A 26,618-nucleotide genomic window follows, 5' to 3' on the forward strand; every position below is an offset into this window, starting at 1 on the left:
CGGTCATGGCCTCGGGCTGGACGGTCGGCGCCATCGTCGCGGTCAACAGCGTCGGCTCGGTCATCGCGCCGGGCGGCAAGAGCTTCTGGGCCGCCCCCTATGAGATCGGCGACGAGTTCGGCGGCCTGGGCTCATCGGGCCTGCACGCCTCGGCCGAAGACTGGGGCGCATCCAAGTTCCGGCCCCAACCGCGCGAGAACACCACCATCGCCTGCATCGCCACCGACGTAGCCCTGACCCGCGTGGAGCTTCAGCGCGTGGCCATCATGGCGCAGGACCGCCCGGCCCATGCGCCCTTCGACGGCGACACCCTGTTCAGCCTGTCGACCGGCAAGAAGATCATCGACAACCCGGCCCTGCGTCAGGTCGCGGTCGCTCAGCTCGGCAATGTCGCCGCCGATGTGCTGGCCCGCGCGGTGGCGCGCGGCGTCTATCACGCGACCAACTATGAGGGCGTCACCGGCAAGACCTGGCGGGAGCTGTAACCCTGCGCCCTTCTCCCCAACGGGGGAGAAGGTGGGCGCCGGAGGCGCTCGGATGAGGGGGACGCCTCAACGCTCTCTACGCCCGCCTTTGCGGACACAGCCCCCTCATCCGTCATACTTCGCCTGACACCTTCTCCCCCAGCGGGGGAGAAGGGCCTTTAGATCGGCGCGCCCGGCGGCACCGCCTGCGCCACCGGCAAGGTCTCGCTCAACGCCTTCAGTCCCTCGACCGGCCCGGTCAGAGCCTCCGCCAGATAGGCGCACTGCGCCGTTTCCAGCCGGTCGCCGCGGCAGCGTTTCAACTGCTCGCCGAACCGCCGCGCGCTGTCGCGCATCGCGCCCTGCGCCGTCGAGGACAGATCCTTGCCCTGAACCAGCGCGGCCAGATGGGCCGCATAACGGGCGCGGGCCACGCGGCGCAGCTCGGCCTGACGCGGGTTCAGCGCCGCGCCCGGACCGACAGCGATCGCCACCCGGTCCAGCGTCTCGACCAGACCCAGTTGCCCCGGATCACGCCGCTCCTGCTCGACCAGACGGTTCAGCCGCTCCGGCGCCAGCAGAGTCTCGAACACCACCTCGGTCGCCGAGGCCGCCGCCGAGGACGGGTCGAACACGGCGTCCGTTTTGCTCTCGAACACTTCGATCTGCATCTGCCGATCCGGCGTGCCCGACTGCACCGAAGACAGCAGGTCGATGACCCGGTCGGGCATGTCCAGCACTTCGGGCGACAGGGCCTGCATCAGGGCCTCCAGCGCGCCGCGCTGACGATCGGCGGGAATGACCTCAGCGCGCTCATGTCCGTCGCCCTTGACGGCATAGGCATAGTCGACGCCGCCGACCAGACGCCCCACCGCCGTCGTCTGATAGCGGTGATACAGATAGATGGGCACGATCACGCGGCGCAGATCAGCCGCCGCCGCTCCGTCCGGCAGATTGTCCAGCCCGAAGCGCGACAGGGCGATGCGGCGCACGGCCAGCGTATTGGCGAACTCCCCCGTCGGATCCTCGCCATTGTCCCACATGGCGCCATAGGCCTGAAGACTGCCCAGAGGCCGGGTGTCGCCGTCCGACACATAACGATAGCCCTTGGCCTGCGCCTGCCCCGCCAGCGCCATGCGGCGCGCCTGCGGATCCTGCCCCGGCACGTCGCCGTACAGCCAGTCGACAACATGGCGGTCCCATGCGCCGACGCCGGTCGTATAGGCCTGGCTGAAGTCCAGCCGGTCGCCATCGGCGAAGACCCACGGGGCCGGATAATCCATCACCGAGGCGCGCCCCTCATAGGTCGAGGCGGCGAAGTTGTGCGCGATGCCCAGGGCGTGGCCGATCTCGTGCGCCGACAGGTGGCGCAGGCGATGATAGGCCAGACGGTCCGGGTCGTCCTCGGCCCCTGTTCCGGCGCGGGCGGCGCCGACCAGCCCCTCGATGATCATCTTGTCCTGACGGTCTCGCAGCGAGCCCAGTTGCACCACGCCGCGTACGATCTCGCCGGTGCGGGGGTCGTTGACGCTGGTGCCGGTCGACCAGCCGCGCGTCTCGCGGTGGACCCAGGAGATGATGTTGTAGCGGGCGTCCATCGGATGGGCGCCCTCGGGCAGCAATTCGACGCGGAAGGCGCCGAGATAGCCCGCCTGTTCAAAGGCCTGCGCCCACCAGGCGCCGCCCTCGATCAGGGCCTCGCGGATGGCGGGCGGCGCGGCGCGGTCGACGTAGAAGATGATCGGCTTCTTCACCGGCGAACGGGCGGCCGAAGGATCAGTCTTCTCCAGCCGGAAGCGGCGGGCCAGACGGCTGACCACCGGCGTATCCAGATCGGCGGCGAAGTCAACCGACAGCACCTGGGCGGACACGCCCGAGCGCGGATCAAACGGTACGGGCCGGAACGCCTCGTCCGGCAGGCGGATAAAGGAATGGCGGATAGCCAGGGTGATGGAGCGCGCATCCGGCGAGACGCGCGACAGGTCGCCGCCCGGCTCATCGCTGGTGAAGGTCTGGACCGTCTGCAGCTCGATGTTGTCGGGGAAGACCAGCGTCTGGTCCAGATCGACATAACCCAGCGAGGGCGCGGGCTTGAAGGCGCCCAACTTGGCCCGCTTCAGCCGACCGGCGACATTGACCGCATCGCGCTCGATAAAACCGGACAGGTCCACGGTGACGGAGCCGTCGGCGTGCGTCTCGATCGCCTCACCCGACCAGACGACGGAGGGAGCGAAGGAGGCGGCGACCGCATTCACCTGATCGGCGTCGGCGTCCACGGCGCGGAAACGGGTGTTCTCGAACCGGGCGAAGACGCGGTTCCCGACCTTGTGGAAGGCGACGATCTGCGTTTGGCCCAGTCCCGAGCGGTCCAGCCCGGCGCCGTCCAGCCCCAGCCCCGCCGAAAGGCCGGGCTGATACAGATAGCGACCGATCACCCCCTCGGCGTCGGGGGCCGACAGGCGCGCCAGGACGCGGCCCTTCTCACGATCCAGCCGAACGTCGAACAGACCGTCCTGCCACGCCGCAGAGGCGGCGGGGCGGCTCGCGGAGCTTCCCGCCTGAGCATGAACCACAGGCGCCGCGCCGGCGGCCAAAACCAGGCCGGCGACGCCCGCCAGCAGAACCTTACGCATCATCGGCATTCCCCCTCCGAGCCCCGATAGTTTTCAGCGGCCGTCTGTTAAGTCAGCGAACGCCCAACGCCAGGGCGTCCGGCCGACGGGTGTCGGCAGCGCCCAGGAATCGATCTCCCTCGACCATGATGGACTGGGTGCTGCCCATTGTCATGGACGGACGCACCGTATGGCCGCGCTCGCGCAACAGACGCTCCACGTCGGGCGAGAAGCCGCCCTCCAGCTCCAGCGGGCTGTCCCCGGCGCCCTGGTTCAGGCGCGGGCGCATGGCCGCCTCGGCGACGTTCAGCCGGTGGTCGATGACGTTGGAGATCAGCTGCACCATGGTGGCGATGATGTAGCCGCCGCCCGGCGTGCCCGTGACCAGCCAGGGCTTGTCGTCCTCGAACACGATCATCGGCGTGATGGTGGAACCCAGGCGCTTGCCCGGCGCGGGCGAGTTCGGCTGTCCCTGCGACCCCCAATAGAAGTTGTCCATATGGTTGTTCAACAGGATACCCGTCCCCACCGGGGCGACGTGCGCGCCGTAGGAGTTGGACAGGGTGTAGGTGTTCGACACCGCATTGCCGAAGGCGTCCGCGACCGAATAGTGGGTCGTGTCCTTGCTCTCATAAGGATAGGGGTTGCCCTCCGGGATGTCGGCCGCCTTCAGCGTCTTGTCCGACGAGATCAGCCGGACCCGCTCGGCGGCGAATTCCTTGCTGGCCAGGCCGTGGGCCGGGGTGTCCCACTGCGGCGCTCCGCCGATCAGGCGACGGTCCGATGATGTGATCTTCATCGCCTCGGAGATCAGGTGCAGGCTGTCGACGCTGCCCCAGCCCATCGACCGCAGGTCGAAATGCTCCAGCAGATTCAGCGCCTGGGCGACGCTGACGCCCGAGGCCGTCGGCGGCATATAGGCGATGCGATGGTCGCGGTAGCTGCCCCAGATCGGCTCGGACACATCGGCGCGATAGGCGGCCATGTCGGCCATGGTGATGACGCCGCCGCCCGCCTGGACGCCCGCCACGATCTGATGCGCCAGCTCGCCCTTGTAGAACTCATCCGCCCCGCCGCGCGCCACCTTGCGCAGGCTCTCGGCCAGCAGCGGCTGGCGGAAGACCTCCCCTACGCGATACGGGGTTCCGTCAGCCTTCAGATAGGCTTCGCGCGCGCCCGGATCGGTCGCCAGCACCCGCGCCCGGCCCGCCGTGGCGTCGGCCTCGCCGTCCGACAGGACATAGCCTTCCTCGGCCAGCTTGACCGCAGGCGCGACCAGATCGGCCCAGGGCATGGAGCCGAAGCGCGCGTGCGCCTCCCACATGCCCATGACCGTGCCCGGCACCGAGACGTTGATGAAGCCCGACGGCTTGGAGCGGTCAAACCGGCCGCTGTCGTCCAGCAGCAGGTCCGGCGTCGTCGCCGCCGGCGCCGTGCCGTAATAGTTGATGGCGACGGTCTGGGCCGGGCGCTCGGCCGTGGCCGCCATGTGCAGGACCATATAGCCGCTGCCGCCGATATTGCCCGCGCGCGGCAGGGTCACCGCCTCGGCGAAAGCGACCGCGACGGCCGAGTCCACCGCATTGCCGCCCTGACGCAGGATCTCGACGCCGACACGAGTGGCCAAGTCGCTCTGGCTGACCACCATGCCGCCGCGGCCCACCACGGGGCTGTGGATCTGGCCGTAGTTGACGATGTCGCCGCCGCTGCCCGTGGCGGGCCGGACCTGGGCCGCCTGCTTCGCCAGGACCGGCCCGCCGACCAACAGCAAGACCGCCGCCAGGGCGACAAGACTTTTAGGTTTGTGGATGTGCATTGACAGCCCCCGTCACAATCCGCCGCGCGTCCGCTGAAAACAACAGACGACCAGCCCCCGGCGATCAGCTTCAGATCGCAAGAAAAAGCGATAGCATTGCTAAAAAGATGACTTCAAGGGCAGATTTTAGTGATTATTGCGCTCATAATTTCGGATAGCAGCAATATTTATCCCTAAGAGGTTGACGTCATTAACTGTGGCGCCTTTTAGTCACAAATGCGGCTCGTCATTCGCCGCGCCAAAAGCCGTATCCGCACCGTCTGCGACGGCCGCTCACAATCAGAATGACGCTCAATCGGAGGGGATGCCGAAGTGATGAAGAAACACGGGGACGCCAGATCCATGCGCTCAGTCCATTCACGTCGCGCCATGAAGGCCGCCATGCTGGCGTCAACCGCCCTGCTCGCCGCGGGCGCAGCCCAGGCGCAGCAGGCGCCCGCTGACCAGGCAACCCAGGTCGACGACATCGTCGTCGTCGGCTCCCAAATCCGCGGAGCCAAGGTCACCGCCGCCCTGCCCGTCACCGTGGTGGGCGAGGAACTGATCCAGGCGACCGCCGCCACCTCAGGCGACGAACTGCTGCGCTCCATTCCCCAGATGGGCGATGTGACGTTCAACTCCGGCTATCTGCCCGCCTCTTCGAACTCGGCGCGCGGCGACACCGGCTCGGTCAACCTTCGCAACCTCGGCATCGGCAACACCCTGGTGCTGCTGAACGGTCGGCGGGTCGTAGGTCACCCGACATCCCAGGCGAACGAACACCTGGTGCCCGTGCTGACCTACAACACCAACGCCATCCCGGTGTCGGGCCTGAAGCGGCTTGAAGTTCTGCGCGACGGCGCGGCCGCAATCTACGGCGCCGACGCCGTGGCGGGCGTGGTCAACACCGTCCTGCGCGACGACATGAACGACTGGACCGTCTCGGCCCAGTACGGCGCCGCCGAAGGCACCGACATGTGGGAGAGCAACTTCTCCTTCTACGGCGGCAAGGACATCGCCGACGGACGCGGCAACGTCTCCCTGTTCTTCAACTACGACCACCGCGACGAGCTTTCGACGCTGGATCAGGACTATACCGCCTCGGTCGACATCCGCTCCCTGTTCGCCGGGACGGGGTTCGAGAACGACACAACGCTGAACGGCGTCTCTTCGTTGACGCCCTGGGGCTATTTCCGGGTCGCCGACGGCGCGACCTCGATCGGCGGCGCGAACCGGTCGGCCTTCACCATCCAGCCCAACACCCTGTCCGGCTGCATCCGGCAGTTGGGCGACGGCCTGTGCATCAAGAACGGCACCACGGTCGACGCCGCCCTGCGCGCCGACACGGCCCAGGAAGACCTGACGGTCATTCCCGAGGTCGATCGCTTCAACCTGTTCCTGACCGGCCGCTACGAGATCAACGACAACGTCGAGTTCTTCGGCGAACTGGGCGGCTACTACGCCAAGTCCAAGGCGCGGCAGGCGCCGATCAACACCCTGTCGTCCGTGGTCATGACCATCCCCGGCACGAATTTCTACAACCCGACCGGCGAGGATCTGCTGCTCAGCGGCTATCGCTTCAACGACTTCGGTCCGATCGGCGTCGAGGTGACGAACAAGCAGTTCCGCGCCCTGGGCGGCCTGCGCGGCGAATGGCGCGGCTGGAACTGGGAATCGGCGCTCGTCTGGTCGGAAGCCTCCGCCGAGGACGTGTCCGCCAACATCTCGACCACCAAGCTGTTCGAGTGGGCGTCCAAGGCCACGCCTGACGCCTACAACTTCTTCAACGGCGGCGACCCGACGCACCCGCGCTATGGCGACTCCACCCCGTCAAGCCGGGCGGCGCTGGACGCCATCGGCGTCGACATGGTCCGCAAGACCAAGACCGAACTGGGCATGTGGGACTTCAAGATCTCGCGCCCCGACCTCTTCACCCTGCCTGGCGGTCCGGTCGGGATGGCCGCCGGCGTCGAGGCGCGCACCGAAACCCAACTGGACGATCGCGACAGCCGGATCGACGGCACGATCCGCTACACCGACAAATCGGGCGCGACCTACAGCGACCTGATCAACTCGTCCGAAAACCCCGACACCTACGGCGAGCGGGACGTGCTGTCGGCCTATATCGAGTTCGCCGCCCCGCTGGTCTCGCCCGAGATGGGCGTGCCCCTGGTCCACAACCTGGAAGTCCAGATCGCCGGCCGCTTCGAGAACTATTCGGACTTCGGCGACGTGGCCAAGCCCAAGTTCGCAGCCGCCTGGGACATCGTCGACGGCTTCCGCGTTCGCGGCTCCTGGGCCCAGGGCTTCCGCGCCCCGAACCTGGAGCAGATCAACGCCACGGTCATCACCCGCTCCAACACCAGCACGGACTGGGCCTATTGCGAGGCCTTGCTGCGTCGCGGCGCGCTCAGCAACCTGAACCAGTGCGGCGGCAGCTTCACCCCGCCCTCCGGCTTCGTGGACGCGGACGCCGTCAGCACGGCTCGGATCGCCCGCCTGACCGCCGAGCAGCGCTCGGGCAACCCGGACCTGCAGCCCGAAGAGTCCGAGACCCTGTCCTTCGGCCTGGTGGTGCAGCCGCGCTTCATTCCGGCCCAGTACGGCGACTTCACCTTCACCGCCGACTGGTGGCGCGTCGAACAGACCGGCATGGTCGGCATCTTCCGCGGCCAGAACGCCATCACCCTGGACTATCTTCTGCGCAAGAACGGCGGCTCCAACCCGAACGTGGTGCGCGCCGCCCCGACGCCGGAGGACATCCGCCTGTTCGCCGGCACCGGCCTCACGCCGGCGGGCGAGATCCTCTACATCAAGGACGCCTACACCAATCAGCAACCCCAGACCGTCGAGGGCCTGGACCTGGGCGCCATGTGGAGCCTGCGCGGCACCCGCTATGGCGACTTCAACCTGAACCTGAACGTCTCGCACTTCCTGAAATACTACCTGGAGCCTTCGCCCGGCGTTCAGGAACTGATGGCGGCGATGGAAGCCGGCGACATCGACCCCGCGATCAACTTCTCGGGCAGCGCCGGCGACCTGCTCCGCGACTTCGGCCGCCCCGAATGGAAGTGGTCGCTGTCGGGAACCTGGCGCTACCAGAACATCACCGTCGGCGCCTTCACCCAGTACATCTCGTCGCTCTATGACGACTCCGTCACCAATGCGGCGAACGAGCCCTGGATCGTCGACGCCACCCTGACGGGCAATCTGTACGGCGAGTATCAGTTCGAGGACGGCGGCCTTCTGGCCGGCACGGCGGTCCGCCTGGGCGTGCGCAACATCACCGACGAACAACCGCCCCTGTCCAGCGGCGGCTACGTCGGCACCGTCTATCAACCTTACGGCCGCTACTGGTACGCCAGCATCCGCAAGACCTTCTGACCGATCTCGGCTCGGTCCGGGGCGGCAGGCGGCCACGCCTTCCGCCCCCTTTTCTTTTGTCCCTGGAGTTCACCATGAAACCCGTTTCGATGCGCGCCCTCGCCGTCGCCGCCGCCCTGGCCGGCATCGGCGCTCCCGCCCTGGCCGGCGAGCTGTCGCCGCAGGCCCAGCAGCAGATCGTCTCGACCGTCGACCGCAATCAGGCCGCCCTCGACCACGCCGCGCTGGAAATCTGGAAGTTCGCCGAGCTGGGCTATCAGGAGACCCAGAGCGCCGCCCTGCTCCAGGGCCAGTTGCGCGACGCCGGCTTCACCGTCACGCCCGGCATCGCCAATGAGCCGACCGCCTTCCTGGCCAGCTTCAAGAACGGCGACGGCCCGGTCATCGCCGTCCTGGCCGAATACGACGCCCTGCCCGGCCTGTCCCAGACGCTCAGCCCGATCCAGGAATCGGCGGGCGGCCATGCGGGCCACGGCTGCGGCCACAACCTGTTCGGCGCCGCCTCGATCCACGCCGCCATCGCCGTGAAGGACTGGATGGCCGCCAACAACATCAAGGGCGAGCTGCGCCTCTATGGCACGCCCGCCGAAGAAGGCGGCTCGGGCAAGGTCTACATGGTCCGCGACGGCCTGTTCGACGACGTGGACGTGTCGCTGCACTGGCACCCCGGCAATGTGAACTCGGCCCGTCAGGGCGACACCATGGCCAACGTCTCGGGCAAGTTCCGCTTCTACGGCACGGCCTCCCACGCCGCCGCCGCGCCGGACAAGGGCCGCTCAGCCCTGGACGGCGTCGAGGCCATGAACGCCATGGTCAACCTGATGCGCGAACACGTGCCCGACCGCACCCGCATCCACTACGCCATCACCGACGGCGGCAAGGCGCCCAACGTCGTCCCGGCCTACGCCGAGGCCTATTACTACGTCCGTCACAACAACCCGGAGATCGTCCGCGAGGTGCTGGACCGGGTGAAGCTGGCGGCTGACGGCGCGGCCCTGGGCACCGGCACCCGCGTCGAGTTCGAGGCCATCGGCGGCGTCTACTCCATGCTGCCGAACGAGGCCCTGATGCACGTCATGGACCGCAACCTGCGCCACGTCGGCGGCATCACCTGGACGGCCGAGGAAACCGCCCTGGCGTCGGAAATCCAGAAGACCCTGACCACCAAGCCGGACCTGGCCTCCGTCGGCCAAATCGAGGACGCCGTGATCGGCGGCGACTTCGGCGGCTCGACCGACGTCTCGGACGTGTCGTGGGTCACGCCGACGGTCGGCCTGTCGACAGCGACCTTCGTGCCGGGTTCGGCCGGTCACTCGTGGCAGAACGTGGTGGCGGCGGGCACGAGCATCGGCCTGAAGGGCGCCCATCTGGCGGCCAAGACCCTGGCCCTGACCACCGCCGAACTGTTCCAGAGCCCCGAGACGATCGAAGCCGCCAAGGCCGAGTTCGAACGCCGCCGCGGCCCGGACTTCCAATACCGCGCCCTGCTGGGCGACCGCGCCCCGGCGCTGAACTACCGCGACTAAGGCCGCTCCCTGCGCGATCCCTCCACGTCTTGCTGCGGAGGGGTCGCGCAGCCGCCATTATGAGCGCTCCACCGACGGCGCGGAGGGATTTCAGACGATTCAGACGAATTGGACTCTGTTTTTTCGACGCCCTGTTCAGGCCTCCGCGCGTGACGCCGGGCGGCTCCTGACCGCCCGCGCGGGCTGGCCGGCGTGGATGTCGCGGCCGCGCCGCTCGACCTCCTGCAGGATGACCGCCAGCTCCTTGTCGGTCAGGTGCTCGATGCCGATGAAGCCCGCATCGGCCTTCTTCACCGCATAGATCAGCTCGTCCATCTTGGCGTGCATGGCGGCAGCGTCGCGGTTCTGGGTGTTCTGGATCAGGAACACCATCAGGAAGGTGACGATGGTCGTGCCGGTGTTGATCACCAGCTGCCAGGTCTCGTTGAACCTGAACACCGGCCCGGTCACGGCCCAGATCAGCACCACCGCCAGGCAGACGATGAAGGTCCAAGGCCGCCCCGCCAGCTTGGCCGTCGCATTCGCCAGATGATTGAACAGCTTTTCCATTCCGGCGGAACGGCGGCCGCAGGGCCGGGTTCCGCCGGATCAGAGGTCGCCTCAGTCCGCCTTCTGCGGCGCCCGCGTCCCGATGGTGCGGTCCAGGAAGTCCAGATAGGTCCGCCACTGATGCAGTTGGCGGTCATTGCCGCGAATGCCGTGGCGCTGGCCCGGATAGAGCATGGTCTCGAAGGGGATGCTCTTTTCCTGAAGGGCGTTCAGAACCCGCGTGGTGTTCTCGAAGATGACGTTGTCGTCGGCCATGCCGTGCATCAGCAGCAACCGTCCCGTCAGATTGTCGAGCCGGTTCACCACGTCCGAGGCGGCATACCCCGCCACATTGCCCTGCGGCGTCGACATATACCGCTCGGTATAGGCGGTGTCGTACAGGCTCCACTCCGTCGGCGGGGCGCCCGCCAGAGCCGCCGCCAGCCCCATCTTCGGCTCGGTCAGGGCCATTAGACTCATGAACCCGCCATAGGACCAGCCCATCATGGCGATGCGGCCATCGTCGACATAGGGCAGCGAGCGCAGATAGTCCGCGCCGATGACCTGATCCTCGATCTCGGGCTGGCCCATCTTCAGATAGAGGGCCTGTTTGAAGGCCGCCGAACGGTCGCCCTCGCCCCGATTGTCCAGACGGAAGACGATATAGCCAGCCTCAGTCAGCAACTGGGTCTTGGCCGGTTGCCAGGCGTTCTTCACCCCGCCGCCCGACGGGCCGCCATAGACCTCCATCACCACCGGATAGGTCTTCGACGGATCAAAGCCTGGCGGCGTGGTCATCTGCCACATCAGCGTCTCGCCGTGGCTCTGAAGGGTTCCGAAGGTCGGCTTCTGCTGACGCTCGGCATAGGGCCAGAAGGGGTGGCCGGGCTGGAGCTTGTTCTCCTCGATCCAGCGCACGCGCTGGCCGTTGATCGAATACAGCGCCGACTGCGCCGGGGTGTTCACATCGGTGTAGTTGCCGACATAGGCCGTGCCCGTGCCGTTGACCGTGGCGCTCCACCAGCCGCCGCGCGGGGTGACTTCGGTGGGGTTCAGCGTCCGCTTGTAGCTGGCGCGGAACAACTGCTGCTCGATCGGATATTCCCGGCCATCGCGCATGGAGGCGGTGAAGAAGACTTCACCCGTCGCCTGATTGACGCCATCCAGCGCCTTGACCGGATAGTCGCCGCGCGTGATGGCCCGCAGCTGACGGCCGTCCTTGTTGTAGAGATACAGGTGACGCCACCCGCTCTCCTCGCTGGACCAGATGAAGTTCCCGTCTTTCAGCGCCTTGAAGTCATGGGTGACGTTGACCCAGGCGTTCGAGGTCTGGCTGGCGATCACCCGGCTGGCGCCCGTGGCCGGATCGACGCTGAGCAGGTCCAGCCGCTTCTGATCGCGCGACAGACGCTGGACATAGGCGATCGAGCCGTCCGCCGCCCAGTTCACCCGGCCCAGATAGATGTCCGTGTCGGCGCCCAGGTCGACCTTGACCCGCTGGCCGCTCTGCACGTCCTGAACATACAGCTCGACCACGGCGTTGGGCCGTCCGGCGCGCGGATAGCGCTGCGAAATGACCGAGGCCCCGCCGCCGGTGATGTCCAGGCGCGGAATAATGTCGACCGTGCTCTCGTCCGTGCGTTGCAGGGCGATGTAGCGTTCGTTCGGGCTCCACCAGTAGCCGGTGTCGCGATCCAGCTCTTCCTGGGCGATGAACTCGGCCGTGGCCCAGGTGATCAGATCCTTGCCGTCCGTGGTGATCGCCTGTTCGGCGCCCGTCTCAAGATTGACCAGGTACAGGTTCTGATCGCGCACGAAGCTGACGAAGGCCCCCTTGGGCGACACCTTGGCGTCGATCTCATCGGCCGCCGTCTCGGTCAGACGTCGCACCGAGCCGTCGGCGCGGTTGGCCAGAAAGACGTCGCCTTCCAGCGGCGCCAGGATGTAGCGGCCCTGCTCGTCCCACGAGTATTCGACCACGCCGCGTTGCGAAATCCGCATCCGTTCGCGCCGCGCCTTCTCGGCCTCGGACAGTTCGCCCGCGTCGGGGACCAGGGCGCGGGCGTCGATCAGCTTGAACGGCTCGCCCCCCTTCACCGGCGCGGCCCACAGGTCCAGCACGTCCACGTCGTCCTCGCGCGAGCGAAGGAAGGCGACCAGCTCGCCGTCCGGCGACAGGCTGACGCCCTTGGCCACCGGCCCGGCCAGGGACGGATTGGCGAACACACGCTCGGCCGTCAGGATCGAAGACGCGGGCGCCGTGGCGGCGGGCGGAGCCGCTGGCTGCGGCGAGGATTGGGCGAAGGCCGAGGTCGCAGCCATCAGGATCGTCGAGGCGAGAAGAAAAGTGCGCATGGCGGTGAAGCTAGAGACGGAATCTTCCGTCGTCATCCGCAAATCTTGTCGCGCTGCGACCCTCGCGAGACTTTCGCAACCGCCCGCGACGGCCTAGGTAGTCGCCATGTCTGACGCCTCCCTCTCCGCGCCGCCCGTCAAGGCCAGTCCGTTTCATGAGTTGGAAGTCCTGTGGGTCCGCCACTGGAACGACCAGTTGTTCAGCTTCGGCGTGAAGCGGCCCGAGGATTTCCGCTTCCGCTCGGGCGAGTTCGTGATGATCGGCCTGCCGGGCGAGGACGGCGGCAAGCCCGTGCTGCGCGCCTATTCCATCGCCTCGCCCTTCTGGGCTGAAGAGCTGGAGTTCTTCTCTATCAAGGTCGAGGACGGCCCCCTGACCTCGCGCCTGCAGAAGATCGTCGCGGGCGACAGCGTCCTGATGGGCAAGAAGCCGACCGGAACCCTGGTTCTGGACGCCCTGACCGGCGGCGAGCGTCTGTGGCTGATCGGTACCGGCACCGGCCTGGCGCCCTGGTTGTCGGTGGCGCGCGATCCCGAGACCTATTCCCGCTTCAAGCAGGTCATCGTCTGCCACACGGTGCGCAACGTCGCCGACCTGGCCTACCGCGACTTCTTCAGCCACGAGATCCACGACGACCCGCTGATCGGCGACGAGGCCAAGGCCCAGCTGACCTATTATCCGACCGTGACCCGCGAGCGTTTCGAGACGCCGGGCCGCATCACCGACCGCATCAAGTCGGGCGACGTCTTCGCCGACCTGCAACTGCCCATCGGCTTCGCGCCCAACAGCGACCGCGTCATGCTGTGCGGCTCGATGGCGATGATCAAGGAGACCGGCGAACTGCTGGAATCCTACGGCCTGAAAGAAGGCTCGAACGCCGAGCCCGGCGACTATGTTCTGGAGCGCGCCTTTGTCGGCTGACCTGATGACCGTCCCCCGCACCGTCGCCATCGACGACCGCAAGGCGCCCGAAGACTGCGCCACCATGCTCGACGTGCGTCAGGGCGTGGATGCGCTGGACCGCGCCCTCGTCACCCTGCTGGCCGAACGTCAGCGCTACATGGACGCCGCCGCTCGCATCAAGCCGAACCGCGACGCCGTCTTCGACCAGGCCCGCATCGACGATGTGGTGGCCAAGGTGCTGAAGGCCGCCGAGCCCGCCGGCCTGTCGCCCGACATCGCTGAGCCGGTCTGGCGCCTGCTGATCGACCGCTGCATCGCCCACGAGTTCGGAACCTGGGACAAGACGCGGGCCTGAAACCCATTCGCGCCGCATGAAAAAGGGGCTGCCGAGCTTTCGCCCGGCAGCCCTTGATCTGTTCGACTTCTCCCGCAAGGAAGAAGCGTCCGCTTCAGCCCTTCAGGCTCTTCAGCGCCAGTTCGTGGCGATAGGCCGCCACGTCGGCCAGGGCCGCGTCCAGCGCCGTGCGAACCCGCTCCAGCCCGGCAGGCGCAGCCGCCTGTTCGCCGAACTCGACCTCTTCGCAGACCTGGGCCAGAGCCTTGGCCCCGATGCCAGCCCCGGCGCCGCGAATGGTGTGAACAGCGTCGCGCCAGCCCTCGCTGGAGGCGTCCAGCATGGCCGACCACATGCGGGCCTGTTCGGCGAACAGGCCCAGCACCTCCTCCGTCACATCATCCATGCCCGCCGTCATGGCTTCGAGGACGGTGAAATCCACCGCCCCCGACAGGTCGCGTCTGGCCATCAGGCCTCGGCCTCTTCGCCCTTGGCCAGGCGCGAGTTACGCGACGACCACAGCAGATAAAGAGCCAGGCCGAACAGGTTCCACAGCAGGAAGTAGATCTGCGTCGAGGTCTTCAGGCTGAAGAAGAAGATGATGCAGCCGACGATGGCGACGCCGCCGACCAGCCACCACAGCGGCGCCTTGAACTTGCGCTCGCGGTTCGGTTCACGCACGCGCAGCACGATCAGGCTGACGCCCACAGCCATGAAGGCCATCAACGTGCCGGCGTTGGCCAGCGAGGCCAACTCGTCCAGGCGCATGATGCCGGCCAGGAAGGCCACGACGACGGCGGTGAACACCGTCACCACGGCGGGAACGCCGCGTGTGGAGATCTTGGCCAGACGTTTGGGCAGCAGGCCGTCGCGCGACATGCCCAGGAAGATGCGGCTCTGGCCGAACAGGAAGGCCAGCAGCACGGTCGGCAGGGCGATCACGGCGGCGGCGGCGATCCACTGGGCGGCGACGCCCTGGCCCAGACCACGCATGATGTGCGCCAGCGGCTCGGGGCTGTCAGCAAAGCTGGCGACCGGGGCGGCGCCGATCGCCGCGGCGGCGACGGCGATATACAGAACGGTGCAGACCACCATCGAGCCGACGATGCCGATGGCCAAGTCGCGCTCAGGCTTCTTGGTCTCCTCGGCCGCCGTGGCGATGGCGTCGAAGCCGTAGAAGGCGAAGAAGATGATGGCCGCCGCCGCCATGACCCCCGTCTGTACGAAGGGCGCGCCGAAGCCGTGCGGCATGAAGGGGGTGAAGTTGGCCGTATCGAAGTGCGGCATGGCGATGGCCACGAACACCACCAGGGCGGCGATCTTCACGAACACCAGGATGGCGTTCAGCGTCGCGCTTTCCTTCGTGCCCAGCAGCAGCAGGCCGGTCACGATGGCGATGATGAAGATAGCCGGCAGGTTGATCAGCCCGCCCTCGACATGCGGCCCCACGGTCAGGGCGAACGGCAGGTCGATGCCCAGTCCCGCCAGGAAGGGCACGGCGTAGCCGGACCAGCCGACGGCCACCGTCGACACGACCAGCGAATATTCCAGGATCAGGCTCCAACCCACGACCCAGGCGAAAATCTCGCCCAGCGCGGCGTAGGAGTAGGTATAGGCGCTGCCCGAGGCGGGCATGATCGTCGAAAGTTCGGCATAGGCCAGGGCGGCGCAGGCGCACACCAGACCGGCCAGGGCGAAGCTGATCAGCACCGCCGGGCCCGCCAGACCCGCCCCGACCCCGATCAGGGTCAGGATGCCAGTGCCGACGATGGCGCCGACGCCCAGGGCCATAAGGTGCGGCCAACCCAGGGTTTTCTTGAGCCCCGGCCCCGAATGCGGGGCCAGCATCGCGTCGATCGAGCGACGACGGTTCCAGAACGCCATAATCTTTACTCCCCCTCGCCGCGTCTTTCCGGCGGCTGATTCAAGGCGCGACCTTAGCGCGCGATGCAATCGCGATAAAAGATGCATTTGACGCTTGCACCCGACACCGGTCCTGAGTAATAGGAGCGCCCTTCGCCGAGGCCATCAACGCCGCCGCGAAGGACCGGCGCCACACCAAGGGCGCAGACGACGGTACGGGTGATTAGCTCAGTTGGTAGAGCAGCTGACTCTTAATCAGCGGGTCCACAGTTCGAACCTGTGATCACCCACCATCGTCTCATTTCTTTGCATCGTTGGATGGTTGTCGCTTCAGCGCGAAACCGTCCTGCCGCGTCCGGTTTCTGCTAGAAGACGCGCATGTCTGACGCCGTCTCGATTCCCGCCGCCCCCGCTTCCTCCCACGGCCCGTTGACGGGCGTGCGCGTTCTGGACCTGTCGCGCGTGCTGGCCGGACCTTGGGCGACGCAGACGCTGGCCGATCTGGGCGCCGAGGTGATCAAGATCGAGCGGCCGGGCGCCGGCGACGACACCCGCCACTGGGGGCCGCCCTTCACCACCACGGCCGATGGCCAACCGGGAGACGCCGCCTATTTCCTGTGCGCCAACCGGGGCAAGAAGTCGGTCGAGCTGGACATCGCCAGCCCTGAAGGCGCCGAGACCGTGCGCCGTCTGGCCGCGACCTGCGACGTGGTGGTCGAGAACTTCAAGACCGGCGGACTGAAGAAGTACGGCCTCGACTACGCCTCGCTGGCGGCGGTCAATCCGAAGCTGGTCTATTGCTCCATCACCGGCTTCGGCCAGGACGGGCCGGACGCGCACCGCGCCGGCTACGACTACATGATCCAGGCCATGGGCGGACTGATGTCCATCACAGGCCAGCCGGACGGCGCGCCGGGCGCCGAGCCGATGAAGGTCGGGGTGGCGGTCGTGGACCTGTTCACCGGCCTGTACGCCTCCAACGCCATCCTGGCGGCCCTGTGGCACGCACGGGCGAGCGGCGAAGGCCAGCACGTCGACATCGCCCTGTTCGATGTCCAGGCGGCCATGTCGGCCAATCAGGCGACCAACTACTTCGTCTCGGGCAAGGCGCCGACGCGGATGGGCAACGCCCACCCCAACCTGGCTCCCTATCAGCCCTTCTCGTGCTCGGACGGCATGGTGATCATCGCCGTGGGCAACGACGGCCAGTTCCGCGCCCTGTGCGCCGCTCTGGGGCTGGAGTCTGAGAACCGCTTCGCCACCAACGCCCTGCGCGTCGCCAACCGCGAAGCGTTGGGGCCGCTGATCGCCGCGAAGACTGAAGGCTTCACCATGCGGGAGCTGATGCAGGCGCTTGAGGCGGCGGGCGTGCCCTGCGGCCCGGTCAACACCATCGACCAGGTGTTCGAAGAACCCCAGGCGATCCATCGCGGCCTGACCGTCGAACAAACGCGGTCCGACCTGGCCGACCCCGTCCGCACCGTGGCCTCGCCCATCCGCCTGTCGAAGACGCCGGTGCGCTATGACGCCCCGCCGCCGAAACTGGGGCAGGATACCGAAGCGGTGTTGGGGGCGTTGAAGACGGAGGGGTGACCTCTCGGTTCAGCTGACCTGCCGCTTCTCCAGCTTCCGCGCCAAGGTGCGGCGGTGCATCCCCAGGCGACGCGCGGTTTCGGAGATATTGAAGTCGGTCTCGGCCAGCACCTCGTGGATGCGCTCCCACTCCAGCGTCTTGATCGAAGTCGAGCGCGCCGTCAGGGGGGCGTCGGGATCGCCCGCCTCACGGCCGAAGGCGGCCTCGATGGCGTCCGTGCCCGCGGGCTTGGCCAGATAATGCCGCGCACCCAGCTTGATCGCCTCTACCGCTGTGGCGATGCTGGCGAAGCCGGTCAGCACCACGATCACTAGGTCGGGGTCGAAAGCGTGTAGCGTCTGCACGCAGGTCAGGCCTGACGCCGTTCCCAGCTTCAGGTCCACCACGGCGTAGTCAGGATGGTGCGTCTTCAACAGTTCGACCATCTGGTCGTGGCTATGGGCCGAAACGACCTGATAGCCGCGTCGTTCGAACGACCGGCGCAGAGTGCGGGAAAAGGATTCGTCGTCCTCGACGATCAGAAGCTGGCGGGGTTCGTCGGTCATCTCATTCCCTCTTTCCCGGTCCCTTATTTCGGAGCCAGGGCGTCGATCGGCAAGGTCAGGCGCACCATGGCGCCGGTGACGCCGCCCTTCCCCTTGGGTCGGTTCACGGCCACGACCGTCCCGCCCAGCTTGCGTATCACATTCACCAGCAGAAACAGGCCCAGACCCGAGCCCGCCCGCGCCTTGGTCGACTGATAGGGCTGACCCAACTTCTCCAGAATGGCTGGGGAAAAGCCCGGACCATCGTCCTCGAAGGCGATGAACAGCCCGCCCGCGTCGGCAGCGGCCCGCACCTCCAGGTTCCGCGCGCCGGCCTCGTGGGCGTTGTCCAAAAGCGCGCTGAACACCTGTTTCAGCGCTGGATCGGCGATGATCGACGGATTGCCAGGCGTCGGGCCGTCCAGGGTCACGCGCATGACCTCGCCCGCCTTGTCGGACCATTCGGCGATGATTTCCTGCAGGAAGGCTTTCAGGGTAGTGACGGTCGGCGCTTCGCCCCGCGCCTCGCCCGCCGACATCAGAATGTTGGTGACGATGGATTTGCAGCGTTCGACCTCGGCCTGCATCTGCTCGATGTCGTGCACCAGATCCTCGTCGTGGTTCAGCGCGGGCATCCGCCGCCAGTCGCTGAGAATCACCGAGAGCGAGGCCAGGGGCGTGCCCAGCTCATGCGCCGCGCCCGAGGCCAGCAAGCCCATGCGCACGATATGGTCCTGTTCCGCCGCCTGCTGCCGGGCCTCGGCCAGATAGGCGTCGCGGGCGCGCACGTTCTGGCTTGTGCGGGTGACGAAGGCGACCAGAAGCACGGCGATCAGGATGAAGTTGATCAAGGCGCCCTGCTGGATCAAACCCAGCCGCGCATCGGCTCCGGCGGGCAGGTCCAGCGGCTGCCGCCAGATCGCCAGGAAGGCCAGGCAGGCGCCGGTCGCCAGCACGAAGCCCCAGGCGTAGGCCGGGCGCAGCAGCACCGCCGCCAGCACCACCTGCATCAGATACAGGGCCGCGAACGGATTGGTCGCCCCGCCGCTGAAGTAGAGCAGCCAGCTCAGCGCCGCCACGTCGACGCACAGCGCCAGCAGGATCTCCGGGTCGGTCACGACCTTGCGCCGCAGGGTGACGGGCGCGCTGACCAGGTTCATCACCGCCAGGGCCGTGGGCGCCAGCAACAGCGGCCCCAGCGGCAGGTGGATGCCCAGGCCCCAATGGACGATGACGATGGTCGCCACCTGACCGATCACCGCCAGCCAGCGGAGCTGGATCAGCAGCAGCATGTTGCGCCGCCCGGCCGCGCCCGGCGACACGGGCGTCTCGGCGTTGGCGTCCATGCCCATCAGGGTGCGGGCGAAGCGGCTCAGGGTCTGGGTCTGCATCATCGGCTCCCCAGCCTACGGCGCCGCTCCTCGCGCAGCCACAGCACCGCGCCGCCCGCTGACATCAGCGCCAGGCCGAACCAGGTCAGGGCGTAGACCAGATGGCTGTTGGCGAACCGCACCACCGTCAGCCCGCCGCGCGGCCAGCCGCCGGGATTGGGCGTCGCGTCGGCGTCGATGAAATAGGGCGCGACAGGGCCGCTCAACTGCTTGGCCTGCGCGATCGCCGCCACGTCGCGCGAGAACCAGCGGTCGCCCGCCGGGTCATTGTCGCGCAGGAAGCCGCCCTTGGGCTCGGTGATCCGCAACAGGCCGGTGACGGAGACCGGGCCGTCGACCTGACCTTCGGCGCGGGTTTCAGGGGCCGTTCGCTCGGCGGGGACGAAGCCCCGGTTGATCAGGACGGTGAAGCCCCATGCATCCTCCAGCGGCGTGACGACCCAGAAGCCCGGCCCCAGGTCCGTCACCGCCTTCACCCGCGCCTCGCGGTCATGCAGGAACCGGCCGCTGGCCGTGACGCGGCGGTACTGGTCCGCCTCGCGCGTCACGGCGTCGAAGCCTGCAGGCCCCGGCGCCGGGACGGGGTCGGCATGGATGCGGGTGTCGACCTGACGGATCAGGTTCTGCTTCCACGCCAGGCGCTGCACCTGCCAGACGCCCAACGCCGAAAAGCCCGCGATCAGCACGGCGAAGGCCGCCAGTCCCGCGACCGTTCGACGGCGTGACGCCGGACGGGCGGCGGGTTCAGGGGCCGAAGATGACGTCAAGCGGCGTCTCCGCGTGCGAGAGGGCTCAGCCCATCCCCTGCATGTCGTGGACGGGCATCATGTTGGTGTTCAGGTGATACATGACCCAGACCGACCCGGCGACGGCGATGACCACGATCACCAGGGTGAAGATCAGCGCCAGCATGTTCCACCCGCCCTCGGACTTATGGTTCATGTGCAGGAAGAAGATCATGTGGACCACGATCTGCACCACGGCGAAGCCGGTGATGATCAGACCCGTCAGCTGCGGCGCCAGCACCCCGGCCATGACCAGCCAGAACGGAATGGCGGTCAGCACGACCGACAGGCCGAAGCCGATCAGATAGCCCTTGTAGGTGCCGTGATCATGGTCGTCGCCGTGGTGATCGTCGTGATGGTCCACGGCGTGCTCATTGTGGGCTTCAGCGCTCATCGCAGCATCCCGAACAGATAGACGAAGGTGAAGACGCCGATCCAGATGACGTCCAGGAAGTGCCAGAACAGGCTCAGGCACATGAGGCGGCGCTTGTTGGCCTGGATCAGGCCCTTCTGTCCCACCTGGATCATCAGCGTGACCAGCCAGATGATGCCGAAGGTGACGTGCAGGCCGTGGGTGCCCACCAGGATGAAGAAGGCCGACAGGAAGCCGCTGCGCTGGGGCGTGGCGCCCAGGTGGATCATGTGGGCGAACTCATAGAGCTCGATCCCCAGGAAGCACAGGCCGAACAGGCCCGTGACCGCCAGCCAGACCTGCGTCTGCGCCACCTTGTTACGGTACATCGCCAGCATGGCGAAGCCGTAGGTGATCGACGAGAACAGCAGCATCGAAGTGTTCACCGCCACCAGCGGCAGGTCGAACAGATCCTTGGGCGCCGGGCCCGCCGCATAGTTGCCGCCCAGCACGGCGTAGACGGCGAACAGGATCGCGAAGATGAGGCAGTCGCTCATCAGATACATCCAGAAGCCCAGCATGGTGCTGTGGCCTTCCGGGTGGTGCGGCTCCTCTACCGGGTGGAAGATCGGCCGCCCGGCGTCGTCGACATAGTCGGGGTTGAGGGAAGGTGCGTGGCTCATCGGATCACCCCTGCGTCGCTGCTGCGGCCGCCAGGGCCTTGGTGCGCGCGTCCTCGGTCGCCTGAACCGTCTCGGCCGGGATGTAGTAGTCGCGCTTGTAGTTGAAGGTGTGGAAGATGGCGTAGCCGATCAGGCCGACGAAGCTCGCCGCCGCCAGCCACCAGATGTACCAGATCAGCGCAAAGCCCAGGATCAGCGACAGCGCCGACAGGATGAACCCGGCCCCCGTGTTGGACGGCATGTGGATCGGCTTGAAGTCCTGCGTCGGACGCTCATAGCCGCGCGCCTTCATGTCCCACCAGGCGTCACCGTCGTGGATGATCGGCGTCTTGGCGAAGTTGTAGTCCGGCGGCGGCGACGAGGTGGCCCACTCCAGGGTGCGGCCGCGCCAGGGATCGCCCGTCTCGTCGCGCAGCTTGTCGCGATTGATGATGCTGACGGCGAACTGGATCAGCATGGCCAGAATGCCGACGGCGATGATCGCCACGCCCACGCCCGCGATGATGAACCAGATCTGGTAGGCCGGGTCGTCGAAGACCCGCATCCGCCGCGTCACGCCCATGAAGCCCAGGACGTACAGCGGCATGAAGGCCATCCAGAAGCCGACCACCCAGCACCAGAAGCTGACCAGCCCCCACTTCTTCTCCAGCTTGAAGCCGAAGGCCTTGGGCCACCAGTAGTTGATGGCGGCGAACAGACCGAACAGCACCCCGCCGATGATGACGTTGTGGAAGTGGGCGATCAGGAACAGGGAGTTGTGCAGCACGAAGTCGGCAGGCGGCACCGCCAGCATGACGCCCGTCATCCCGCCGACCACGAAGGTCAGCATGAAGGCGACCGTCCACATCATCGGCAGCTCAAAGCGGATGCGGCCGCGGTACATGGTGAACAGCCAGTTGAACAACTTCGCCCCTGTCGGGATCGAGATGATCATCGTCGTGATCCCGAAGAAGGAGTTCACGGATGCGCCCGAGCCCATGGTGAAGAAGTGGTGCAGCCACACCAGGTAGGACAGGATGGTGATGACCACCGTCGCATAGACCATGGAGGTGTAGCCGAAGAGCTTCTTGCCCGAGAAGGTCGAGGTGACTTCGGAAAACACGCCGAACAGCGGCAGAATCAGGATGTAGACCTCGGGGTGGCCCCAGATCCAGATCAGGTTCACGTACATCATCGGATTGCCGCCGAAGTCGTTCGTGAAGAAGTTGGTGCCGATGTACCGGTCCGCCGACAACAGGACCAGCGTCGCCGTCAGGATCGGGAAGGAGGCGACGATCAGGACGTTGGCGCACAGCGAGGTCCAAGTGAAGACCGGCATCTTCATCAGGCCCATGCCCGGCGCGCGCATCTTCACGATGGTCGCGATCAGGTTGATGCCGGACAAGGTGGTCCCTACCCCCGCGACCTGCAGCGCCCAGATGTAGTAGTCGACCCCGACGCCGGGGCTGTAGCCGATGCCCGACAGCGGCGGATAGGCCAGCCAGCCCGTGCGTGCGAACTCGCCGATGAACAGCGAGGCCATGACCAGCACGGCCCCCATCGTCGTCATCCAGAAGCTGAAGTTGTTCAGGAAGGGGAAGGAAACGTCCCGCGCCCCGATCTGCAACGGCACCAGATAGTTCATCAGGCCGGTGATCATGGGCATGGCCACGAAGAAGATCATGATCACGCCGTGGGCGGTGAAGATCTGATCATAGTGGTGGGCGTTGAGGTAGCCCTCTGACCCGCCGAAGGCCATGGCCTGCTGGATACGCATCATGACCGCATCGGCGAAGCCGCGCAGGAACATGATCAGACCCAGGATCATGTACATGATCCCGATCTTCTTGTGGTCCACGGTCGTGAACCACTCCGTCCAGAGATAGCCCCACAGCTTGTAGCGGGTGAGCAGGGCCAGCACCCCCAGACCGCCGATGACGACGACGGCGAAGGTGGCGACCAGAATGGGCTCGTGGAACGGAAGCGAGTCCCAGTTCAACCGACCCAGAAGCGGCGATGTGGTTTGTTCGACAGTCATGATCGTTCAGGCGCTCAGGATTGCGACGCGGCGGGCGCGGACGCCGCGGAAGGCGCGGAGAAGAGGGAGGCGAGACGCTCGCCGGGCTCGGATCGGCCGGGGCGCTCCAGCCCCTGCCCCATGACGCGGTTCAGCGGCGTGTCGCGGGCGACGTCTTCGCCGAAGGCCTGACGACGGCGTGCGGCCTCGACTGCGGCGGCCTCGGCCTCCAGCGGGGTGCACAACGTCATCACATAGGACTCGCCCGCGCCGAAGACGGCGTCGCCGCGACGGGCGTATTTGTCATAGACCAGCGGCAGGGTGTTCTTGACCGCCGCCAGGCCCAGTCCGCCCTTCTTGTCGATGTCCATCATCTCGCCCATGCACATCTTGCCCGGCTCGACGCACATGTTGACCACGGCGTCGAACAGGCGGTCATCGACCGAGGCGTAGTGCAGGACCGGCACCTTCTCGCTGGGCTTTTCCAGCTCCAGATAGGTGTCGCGATCCAGACCCTGACCGGCGGCGCGCACGCCCGCAACCCACTGGTCGAACCCGGCCTGATCCATGCCGCGGAAGGCGAAACGCATGTTCGAGAAGCCGTCGCCGGAATAGTTGGCCGAGAAACCGACGTACTCGCCCGGGCGGTTGATGACGGCGTGCAGCTTCGTCTCCATGCCCGGCATGGCGTAGATCTGACCGGCCAGGGCGGGAATGTAGAAGGAGTTCATCACCCCGGTCGAAGTGATGTGGAAGCGGATCGGCCGATCAACCGGCGCGGCCAGCTCGTTCACCGTGGCGATGCCGTATTCCGGGTAGATGAACAGCCATTTCCAGTCCATCGCCACCACCTCGACCTGCAGCGGACGGTGATCCTCGGGAACGGCCTTGCCTTCGGCGATGCGGTCCAGCGGGCGATAGGGGTCCAGCAGGTGCGTCCCAGCCCAGGTGATGGCGCCCAGGCAGATGATGATCAGCAGCGGCGCGGCCCAGATCACCAGCTCCAGATGGGTCGAGTGGTCCCAGTCCGGCTCGTACCGGGCCTCCCGGTTCGATTCCCGATATTTCCAGGCGAAGAAGACGATCATCACCATCACCGGAATGACGATGATCAGCATCAGCGCCACCGACCAGACCAGCAGGTCGCGCTGTTGGGCGGCGATGTCGCCGGCGGGCGCCAGGACCACGGCCTCGCAGCCGGGCAGCAGGGCCAGAAGGGGCAACAGCAACAGGGGGCGCAGTCGGCGCACGGCGGCTCCAGTCGAGGTTCGAGGCAAGGGCACGGTCATCTTGCAAGCCCCGTAGCCGCGCCTTCCAAACCTTGACACTGGACAATCTGCCCTATCCCCCCTCGCATCCATCGGGAGCAAAGGAGCTGTTTCGTCATTCTATTGTCGCGGGCGCGCGTGCGCCCCGGTTCCTGGAGCCTCATCGGTCATGAACGCAGCCAGCGGCGCGCCTTCTTCAGAGCCCCTTGAACGGGACGCCAGCCGGATCAACGCGCGAGACGGCAAAATCGACGCGGGCGAAATCGCCATCGGCGTCATCATCGGCCGGACGTCGGAATTCTTCGACTTCTTCGTCTACGCCATCGCCTCGGTCGTGGTCTTCCCGCAGTTGGTCTTCCCTTATGCGGGGCCGCTGGGCGGGACATTGCTGTCCTTCGCCGTCTTCGCCGTGGCCTTCATCGCCCGGCCGTTCGGCACGGCCCTGTTCATCGCCGTCGACCGGCGCTTCGGGCGCGGGACCAAGCTGACCATCGCCCTGTTCCTGCTGGGCCTGTCGACCGTCTGCCTGGGCTTCCTGCCGGGCCATGCGCAGGTCGGCCACTGGTCGGCCGCCATGCTGATCGCCCTGCGGATCGGCCAGGGCGTGGCCCTGGGCGGGGCCTGGGACGGCATGGCCTCCCTGCTGGCCGTCGCCGCGCCCGAGAAGCGTCGCGGCTGGTACGCCATGGTGCCGCAACTGGGCGCGCCCTTCGGCCTGATCGTGGCCAGCGCGCTGTTCGCCTACTTCCTCAGCAAGCTGTCGGCCGCCGACTTCATGGACTGGGGCTGGCGCTATCCCTTCTTCGTGGCCTTCGCCATCAACGTGGTGGCCCTGTTCGCGCGCCTGCGCATCGTGGTGACGCCCGTCTTCCAGGCCGCCTTCGAGACGCTGGAACTGCATCCCACGCCCGTGACCAAGGCCGTGCGCGAGGAAGGCCGCGACATCATCATCGGCGCCTTCGCCCCTCTGGCCAGCTTCGCCATGTTCCACATGGTGACGGTGTTCCCGCTGTCGTGGGTCTTCCTCTACACCGACGAGGCGCCCAGCCGCTTCCTGATGATCGAGCTGATCGGCGCCGTCTTCGGCCTGTTCGCCATCCTGGCCTCGGGCTGGCTGGCCGACCGCTACGGCCGCCGCGCCCTGTTGGCCGTCACGGCTGCGGGCATCGCCGCCTTCTCGGGCTTCGCGCCCCAGCTTCTGGACGGCGGGCCAGCAGGCGAGCTGACCTATATGATCCTGGGCTTCATCCTGCTGGGACTGTCGTTCGGCCAGGCCTCGGGCGCCATCGCCTCCAGCTTCAGCCTGACCAACCGCTATACCGCCTCGGCCCTGACGTCGGATCTGGCCTGGCTGTTCGGCGCCGGCTTCGCCCCGCTGGCGGCGCTGGCGCTGTCGGGCAAGTTCGGCCTGGTGGCGGGCGGCGCCTATCTGCTGTCGGGCGCCGTCTGCACCCTGCTGGCCCTGTGGCTGAACCGCGAACTGGCCAAGGGCCGCGCGGGCGCCAAGGCGTAGGGCTTTCTCTAAGGCCCAAGATCAAGGGGCGCGACCAGCCGGTCGCGCCCCTTTTGTTTGCGCTATCGCTCGGCGCGCGGCGCCTCGCCACTTGAACGCTTTTTGTGCGCTAGCGCTCGGCGCGCGGAGCCGCGCTGCTTGAGCGCGATGGTGTGTGGTCAGCCCTGCGCCTTGGCCTTGCGGCGCCAGTGGGTCAGCAGGTGTTCGGTATAGCCGTTGGGCTGTTCTCGCCCCTTGAACACCAGGTCGCAGGCCGCCTGCCACGCCGCGCCGTCATAGGCGGGCGCCAGAGACCGATAAGCCGTATCGCCCGCGTTCTGGCGATCCACCACCACGGCCATGCGCTTCAAGGCCTCCATGACCTCATCCTCAGTCGTCACGCCATGGCGCAGCCAGTTGGCCAGATACTGGCTGGAAATCCGCAGCGTCGCCCGATCCTCCATCAGGCCCACATCGTGGATGTCCGGCACCTTGGAGCAGCCCACGCCCTGATCCACCCAGCGCACGACGTAGCCCAGAATGCCCTGCGCATTGTTATCCAGCTCCTGCCGGATCTCGTCCGCGCTCGGCGTTCCGGTCGCGAACGGCGGGGTCAGCAGTGGCGTCAGGCTGGTGGGCGCGCGCTTGGCGATCTCGGCCTGACGCGCCCAGACGTCGACCTCGTGATAGTGCAGGGCGTGCAGGGTCGCCGCCGTCGGCGACGGAACCCAGGCCGTCGAGGCACCCGCGCGCGGGTGGCCCGCCTTG

General features: G+C 67.0%; 20 protein-coding genes, 1 tRNA gene and 1 pseudogene. 8 read left to right on the plus strand and 14 right to left on the minus strand.

Annotated elements, in window-relative coordinates; genetic code table 11:
• A partial coding sequence (locus RT567_RS03105) for a P1 family peptidase (RefSeq protein ID WP_313574207.1) occupies nt 1-485 on the plus strand: 485 nt, incomplete at its 5' end.
• A gap of 158 nt (nt 486-643) precedes the next feature.
• On the opposite strand, the gene RT567_RS03110 is transcribed toward RT567_RS03105, so the two are convergent.
• Complete coding sequence (locus tag RT567_RS03110) at nt 644-3,100, minus strand: zinc-dependent metalloprotease (RefSeq protein WP_313574209.1); 2,457 nt, start codon at nt 3,098-3,100, stop codon at nt 644-646.
• Nucleotides 3,101-3,149: 49 nt separating this feature from the next.
• The gene (gene ggt / locus RT567_RS03115; RefSeq protein WP_313574211.1) at nt 3,150-4,892 is read right to left on the minus strand and encodes a gamma-glutamyltransferase; all 1,743 of its coding nucleotides are present in this window, start codon (nt 4,890-4,892) and stop codon (nt 3,150-3,152) included.
• Nucleotides 4,893-5,234: 342 nt separating this feature from the next.
• Between ggt and RT567_RS03120 the strand changes: the two genes are divergently transcribed.
• On the plus strand, nt 5,235-8,255 hold the full coding sequence (locus RT567_RS03120; RefSeq protein WP_313574212.1) for a TonB-dependent receptor domain-containing protein: 3,021 nt from the start codon (nt 5,235-5,237) through the stop codon (nt 8,253-8,255).
• A 74-nt stretch (nt 8,256-8,329) separates the two neighbouring features.
• Entirely contained in the window at nt 8,330-9,781 is a 1,452-nt protein-coding gene (locus tag RT567_RS03125) for an amidohydrolase (RefSeq protein WP_313574214.1), read from the plus strand.
• A 135-nt stretch (nt 9,782-9,916) separates the two neighbouring features.
• On the opposite strand, the gene RT567_RS03130 is transcribed toward RT567_RS03125, so the two are convergent.
• Together RT567_RS03130 and RT567_RS03135 are read right to left on the minus strand one after the other, a co-directional pair.
• Nucleotides 9,917-10,330 carry a low affinity iron permease family protein gene (locus RT567_RS03130; RefSeq protein ID WP_313574216.1) on the minus strand — a complete coding sequence of 138 codons (414 nt, stop codon included), beginning with the start codon at nt 10,328-10,330 and terminating at the stop codon, nt 9,917-9,919.
• 51 nt (nt 10,331-10,381) lie between these two features.
• Complete coding sequence (locus RT567_RS03135; protein WP_409516134.1) at nt 10,382-12,664, minus strand: S9 family peptidase; 2,283 nt, start codon at nt 12,662-12,664, stop codon at nt 10,382-10,384.
• Between the two features lie 106 nt (nt 12,665-12,770).
• On the opposite strand from RT567_RS03135, the gene RT567_RS03140 reads away from it, so the two are divergent.
• Both RT567_RS03140 and RT567_RS03145 read left to right on the plus strand, forming a co-directional pair.
• Entirely contained in the window at nt 12,771-13,586 is an 816-nt protein-coding gene (locus tag RT567_RS03140; protein ID WP_313574220.1) for a ferredoxin--NADP reductase, read from the plus strand.
• A gap of 4 nt (nt 13,587-13,590) precedes the next feature.
• Nucleotides 13,591-13,923, plus strand: a complete 333-nt coding sequence (locus RT567_RS03145; protein WP_313574222.1) for a chorismate mutase — start codon at nt 13,591-13,593, stop codon at nt 13,921-13,923.
• Nucleotides 13,924-14,017: 94 nt separating this feature from the next.
• Here the strand turns inward: RT567_RS03145 and RT567_RS03150 are convergent, their stop codons facing one another.
• A complete protein-coding gene (locus tag RT567_RS03150) occupies nt 14,018-14,371 on the minus strand; it encodes an Hpt domain-containing protein (RefSeq protein WP_313574223.1) in 354 nt (117 codons plus the stop codon).
• Nucleotides 14,371-15,786, minus strand: a complete 1,416-nt coding sequence (locus RT567_RS03155) for an amino acid permease (RefSeq protein WP_313574225.1) — start codon at nt 15,784-15,786, stop codon at nt 14,371-14,373. The genes RT567_RS03150 and RT567_RS03155 overlap by 1 nt, the downstream gene beginning before the upstream one ends.
• A 196-nt stretch (nt 15,787-15,982) precedes the next feature.
• On the opposite strand from RT567_RS03155, the gene RT567_RS03160 reads away from it, so the two are divergent.
• Nucleotides 15,983-16,058, plus strand: a tRNA-Lys gene (locus RT567_RS03160).
• Nucleotides 16,059-16,143: 85 nt separating this feature from the next.
• Entirely contained in the window at nt 16,144-17,358 is a 1,215-nt protein-coding gene (locus RT567_RS03165) for a CaiB/BaiF CoA-transferase family protein (protein WP_313574226.1), read from the plus strand.
• 9 nt (nt 17,359-17,367) lie between these two features.
• On the opposite strand, the gene RT567_RS03170 is transcribed toward RT567_RS03165, so the two are convergent.
• The 7 genes from RT567_RS03170 to cyoA are packed head-to-tail and all read right to left on the minus strand — an operon-like array spanning nt 17,368 to nt 24,340.
• A complete protein-coding gene (locus tag RT567_RS03170; RefSeq protein WP_087141195.1) occupies nt 17,368-17,904 on the minus strand; it encodes a response regulator transcription factor in 537 nt (178 codons plus the stop codon).
• Between the two features lie 23 nt (nt 17,905-17,927).
• Nucleotides 17,928-19,277, minus strand: a complete 1,350-nt coding sequence (locus RT567_RS03175; RefSeq protein WP_313574228.1) for an ATP-binding protein — start codon at nt 19,275-19,277, stop codon at nt 17,928-17,930.
• Nucleotides 19,274-20,041, minus strand: a complete 768-nt coding sequence (locus RT567_RS03180) for an SURF1 family protein (protein WP_313574230.1) — start codon at nt 20,039-20,041, stop codon at nt 19,274-19,276. Before RT567_RS03180 ends, RT567_RS03175 begins: the two co-directional genes overlap by 4 nt.
• A gap of 25 nt (nt 20,042-20,066) precedes the next feature.
• Nucleotides 20,067-20,453, minus strand: a complete 387-nt coding sequence (cyoD, locus tag RT567_RS03185; protein WP_088410043.1) for a cytochrome o ubiquinol oxidase subunit IV — start codon at nt 20,451-20,453, stop codon at nt 20,067-20,069.
• The gene (gene cyoC, locus RT567_RS03190; RefSeq protein WP_313574232.1) at nt 20,450-21,094 is read right to left on the minus strand and encodes a cytochrome o ubiquinol oxidase subunit III; all 645 of its coding nucleotides are present in this window, start codon (nt 21,092-21,094) and stop codon (nt 20,450-20,452) included. The genes cyoD and cyoC overlap by 4 nt, the downstream gene beginning before the upstream one ends.
• A gap of 4 nt (nt 21,095-21,098) precedes the next feature.
• The gene (gene cyoB, locus RT567_RS03195) at nt 21,099-23,111 is read right to left on the minus strand and encodes a cytochrome o ubiquinol oxidase subunit I (protein ID WP_313574234.1); all 2,013 of its coding nucleotides are present in this window, start codon (nt 23,109-23,111) and stop codon (nt 21,099-21,101) included.
• 14 nt (nt 23,112-23,125) lie between these two features.
• Nucleotides 23,126-24,340, minus strand: coding sequence for a ubiquinol oxidase subunit II (gene cyoA / locus RT567_RS03200; protein WP_313574236.1), 1,215 nt, complete (start codon nt 24,338-24,340; stop codon nt 23,126-23,128).
• A 187-nt stretch (nt 24,341-24,527) separates the two neighbouring features.
• Between cyoA and RT567_RS03205 the strand changes: the two genes are divergently transcribed.
• The gene (locus RT567_RS03205; RefSeq protein ID WP_313574238.1) at nt 24,528-25,871 is read left to right on the plus strand and encodes an MFS transporter; all 1,344 of its coding nucleotides are present in this window, start codon (nt 24,528-24,530) and stop codon (nt 25,869-25,871) included.
• Nucleotides 25,872-26,029: 158 nt separating this feature from the next.
• Here RT567_RS03205 and RT567_RS03210 read toward each other — a convergent pair.
• A pseudogene (locus RT567_RS03210) lies at nt 26,030-26,618 on the minus strand (malate synthase G); the annotation flags it as partial.

This window comes from Brevundimonas sp. (genome assembly GCF_032107865.1).
GTDB lineage: Bacteria > Pseudomonadota > Alphaproteobacteria > Caulobacterales > Caulobacteraceae > Brevundimonas.

Bases quoted from the DNA above. Each gene is read 5' to 3' on its own strand.
- RT567_RS03110 (WP_313574209.1), bottom strand. From the start codon at position 3,100: ATGATGCGTAAGGTTCTGCTGGCGGGCGTCGCCGGCCTGGTTTTGGCC.
- ggt (WP_313574211.1), bottom strand. From the start codon at position 4,892: ATGCACATCCACAAACCTAAAAGTCTTGTCGCCCTGGCGGCGGTCTTG.
- RT567_RS03120 (WP_313574212.1), top strand. From the start codon at position 5,235: ATGCGCTCAGTCCATTCACGTCGCGCCATGAAGGCCGCCATGCTGGCG.
- RT567_RS03125 (WP_313574214.1), top strand. From the start codon at position 8,330: ATGAAACCCGTTTCGATGCGCGCCCTCGCCGTCGCCGCCGCCCTGGCC.
- RT567_RS03130 (WP_313574216.1), bottom strand. From the start codon at position 10,330: ATGGAAAAGCTGTTCAATCATCTGGCGAATGCGACGGCCAAGCTGGCG.
- RT567_RS03135 (WP_409516134.1), bottom strand. From the start codon at position 12,664: ATGCGCACTTTTCTTCTCGCCTCGACGATCCTGATGGCTGCGACCTCG.
- RT567_RS03140 (WP_313574220.1), top strand. From the start codon at position 12,771: ATGTCTGACGCCTCCCTCTCCGCGCCGCCCGTCAAGGCCAGTCCGTTT.
- RT567_RS03145 (WP_313574222.1), top strand. From the start codon at position 13,591: ATGACCGTCCCCCGCACCGTCGCCATCGACGACCGCAAGGCGCCCGAA.
- RT567_RS03150 (WP_313574223.1), bottom strand. From the start codon at position 14,371: ATGGCCAGACGCGACCTGTCGGGGGCGGTGGATTTCACCGTCCTCGAA.
- RT567_RS03155 (WP_313574225.1), bottom strand. From the start codon at position 15,786: ATGGCGTTCTGGAACCGTCGTCGCTCGATCGACGCGATGCTGGCCCCG.
- RT567_RS03165 (WP_313574226.1), top strand. From the start codon at position 16,144: ATGTCTGACGCCGTCTCGATTCCCGCCGCCCCCGCTTCCTCCCACGGC.
- RT567_RS03170 (WP_087141195.1), bottom strand. From the start codon at position 17,904: ATGACCGACGAACCCCGCCAGCTTCTGATCGTCGAGGACGACGAATCC.
- RT567_RS03175 (WP_313574228.1), bottom strand. From the start codon at position 19,277: ATGATGCAGACCCAGACCCTGAGCCGCTTCGCCCGCACCCTGATGGGC.
- cyoD (WP_088410043.1), bottom strand. From the start codon at position 20,453: ATGAGCGCTGAAGCCCACAATGAGCACGCCGTGGACCATCACGACGAT.
- cyoC (WP_313574232.1), bottom strand. From the start codon at position 21,094: ATGAGCCACGCACCTTCCCTCAACCCCGACTATGTCGACGACGCCGGG.
- cyoB (WP_313574234.1), bottom strand. From the start codon at position 23,111: ATGACTGTCGAACAAACCACATCGCCGCTTCTGGGTCGGTTGAACTGG.
- RT567_RS03205 (WP_313574238.1), top strand. From the start codon at position 24,528: ATGAACGCAGCCAGCGGCGCGCCTTCTTCAGAGCCCCTTGAACGGGAC.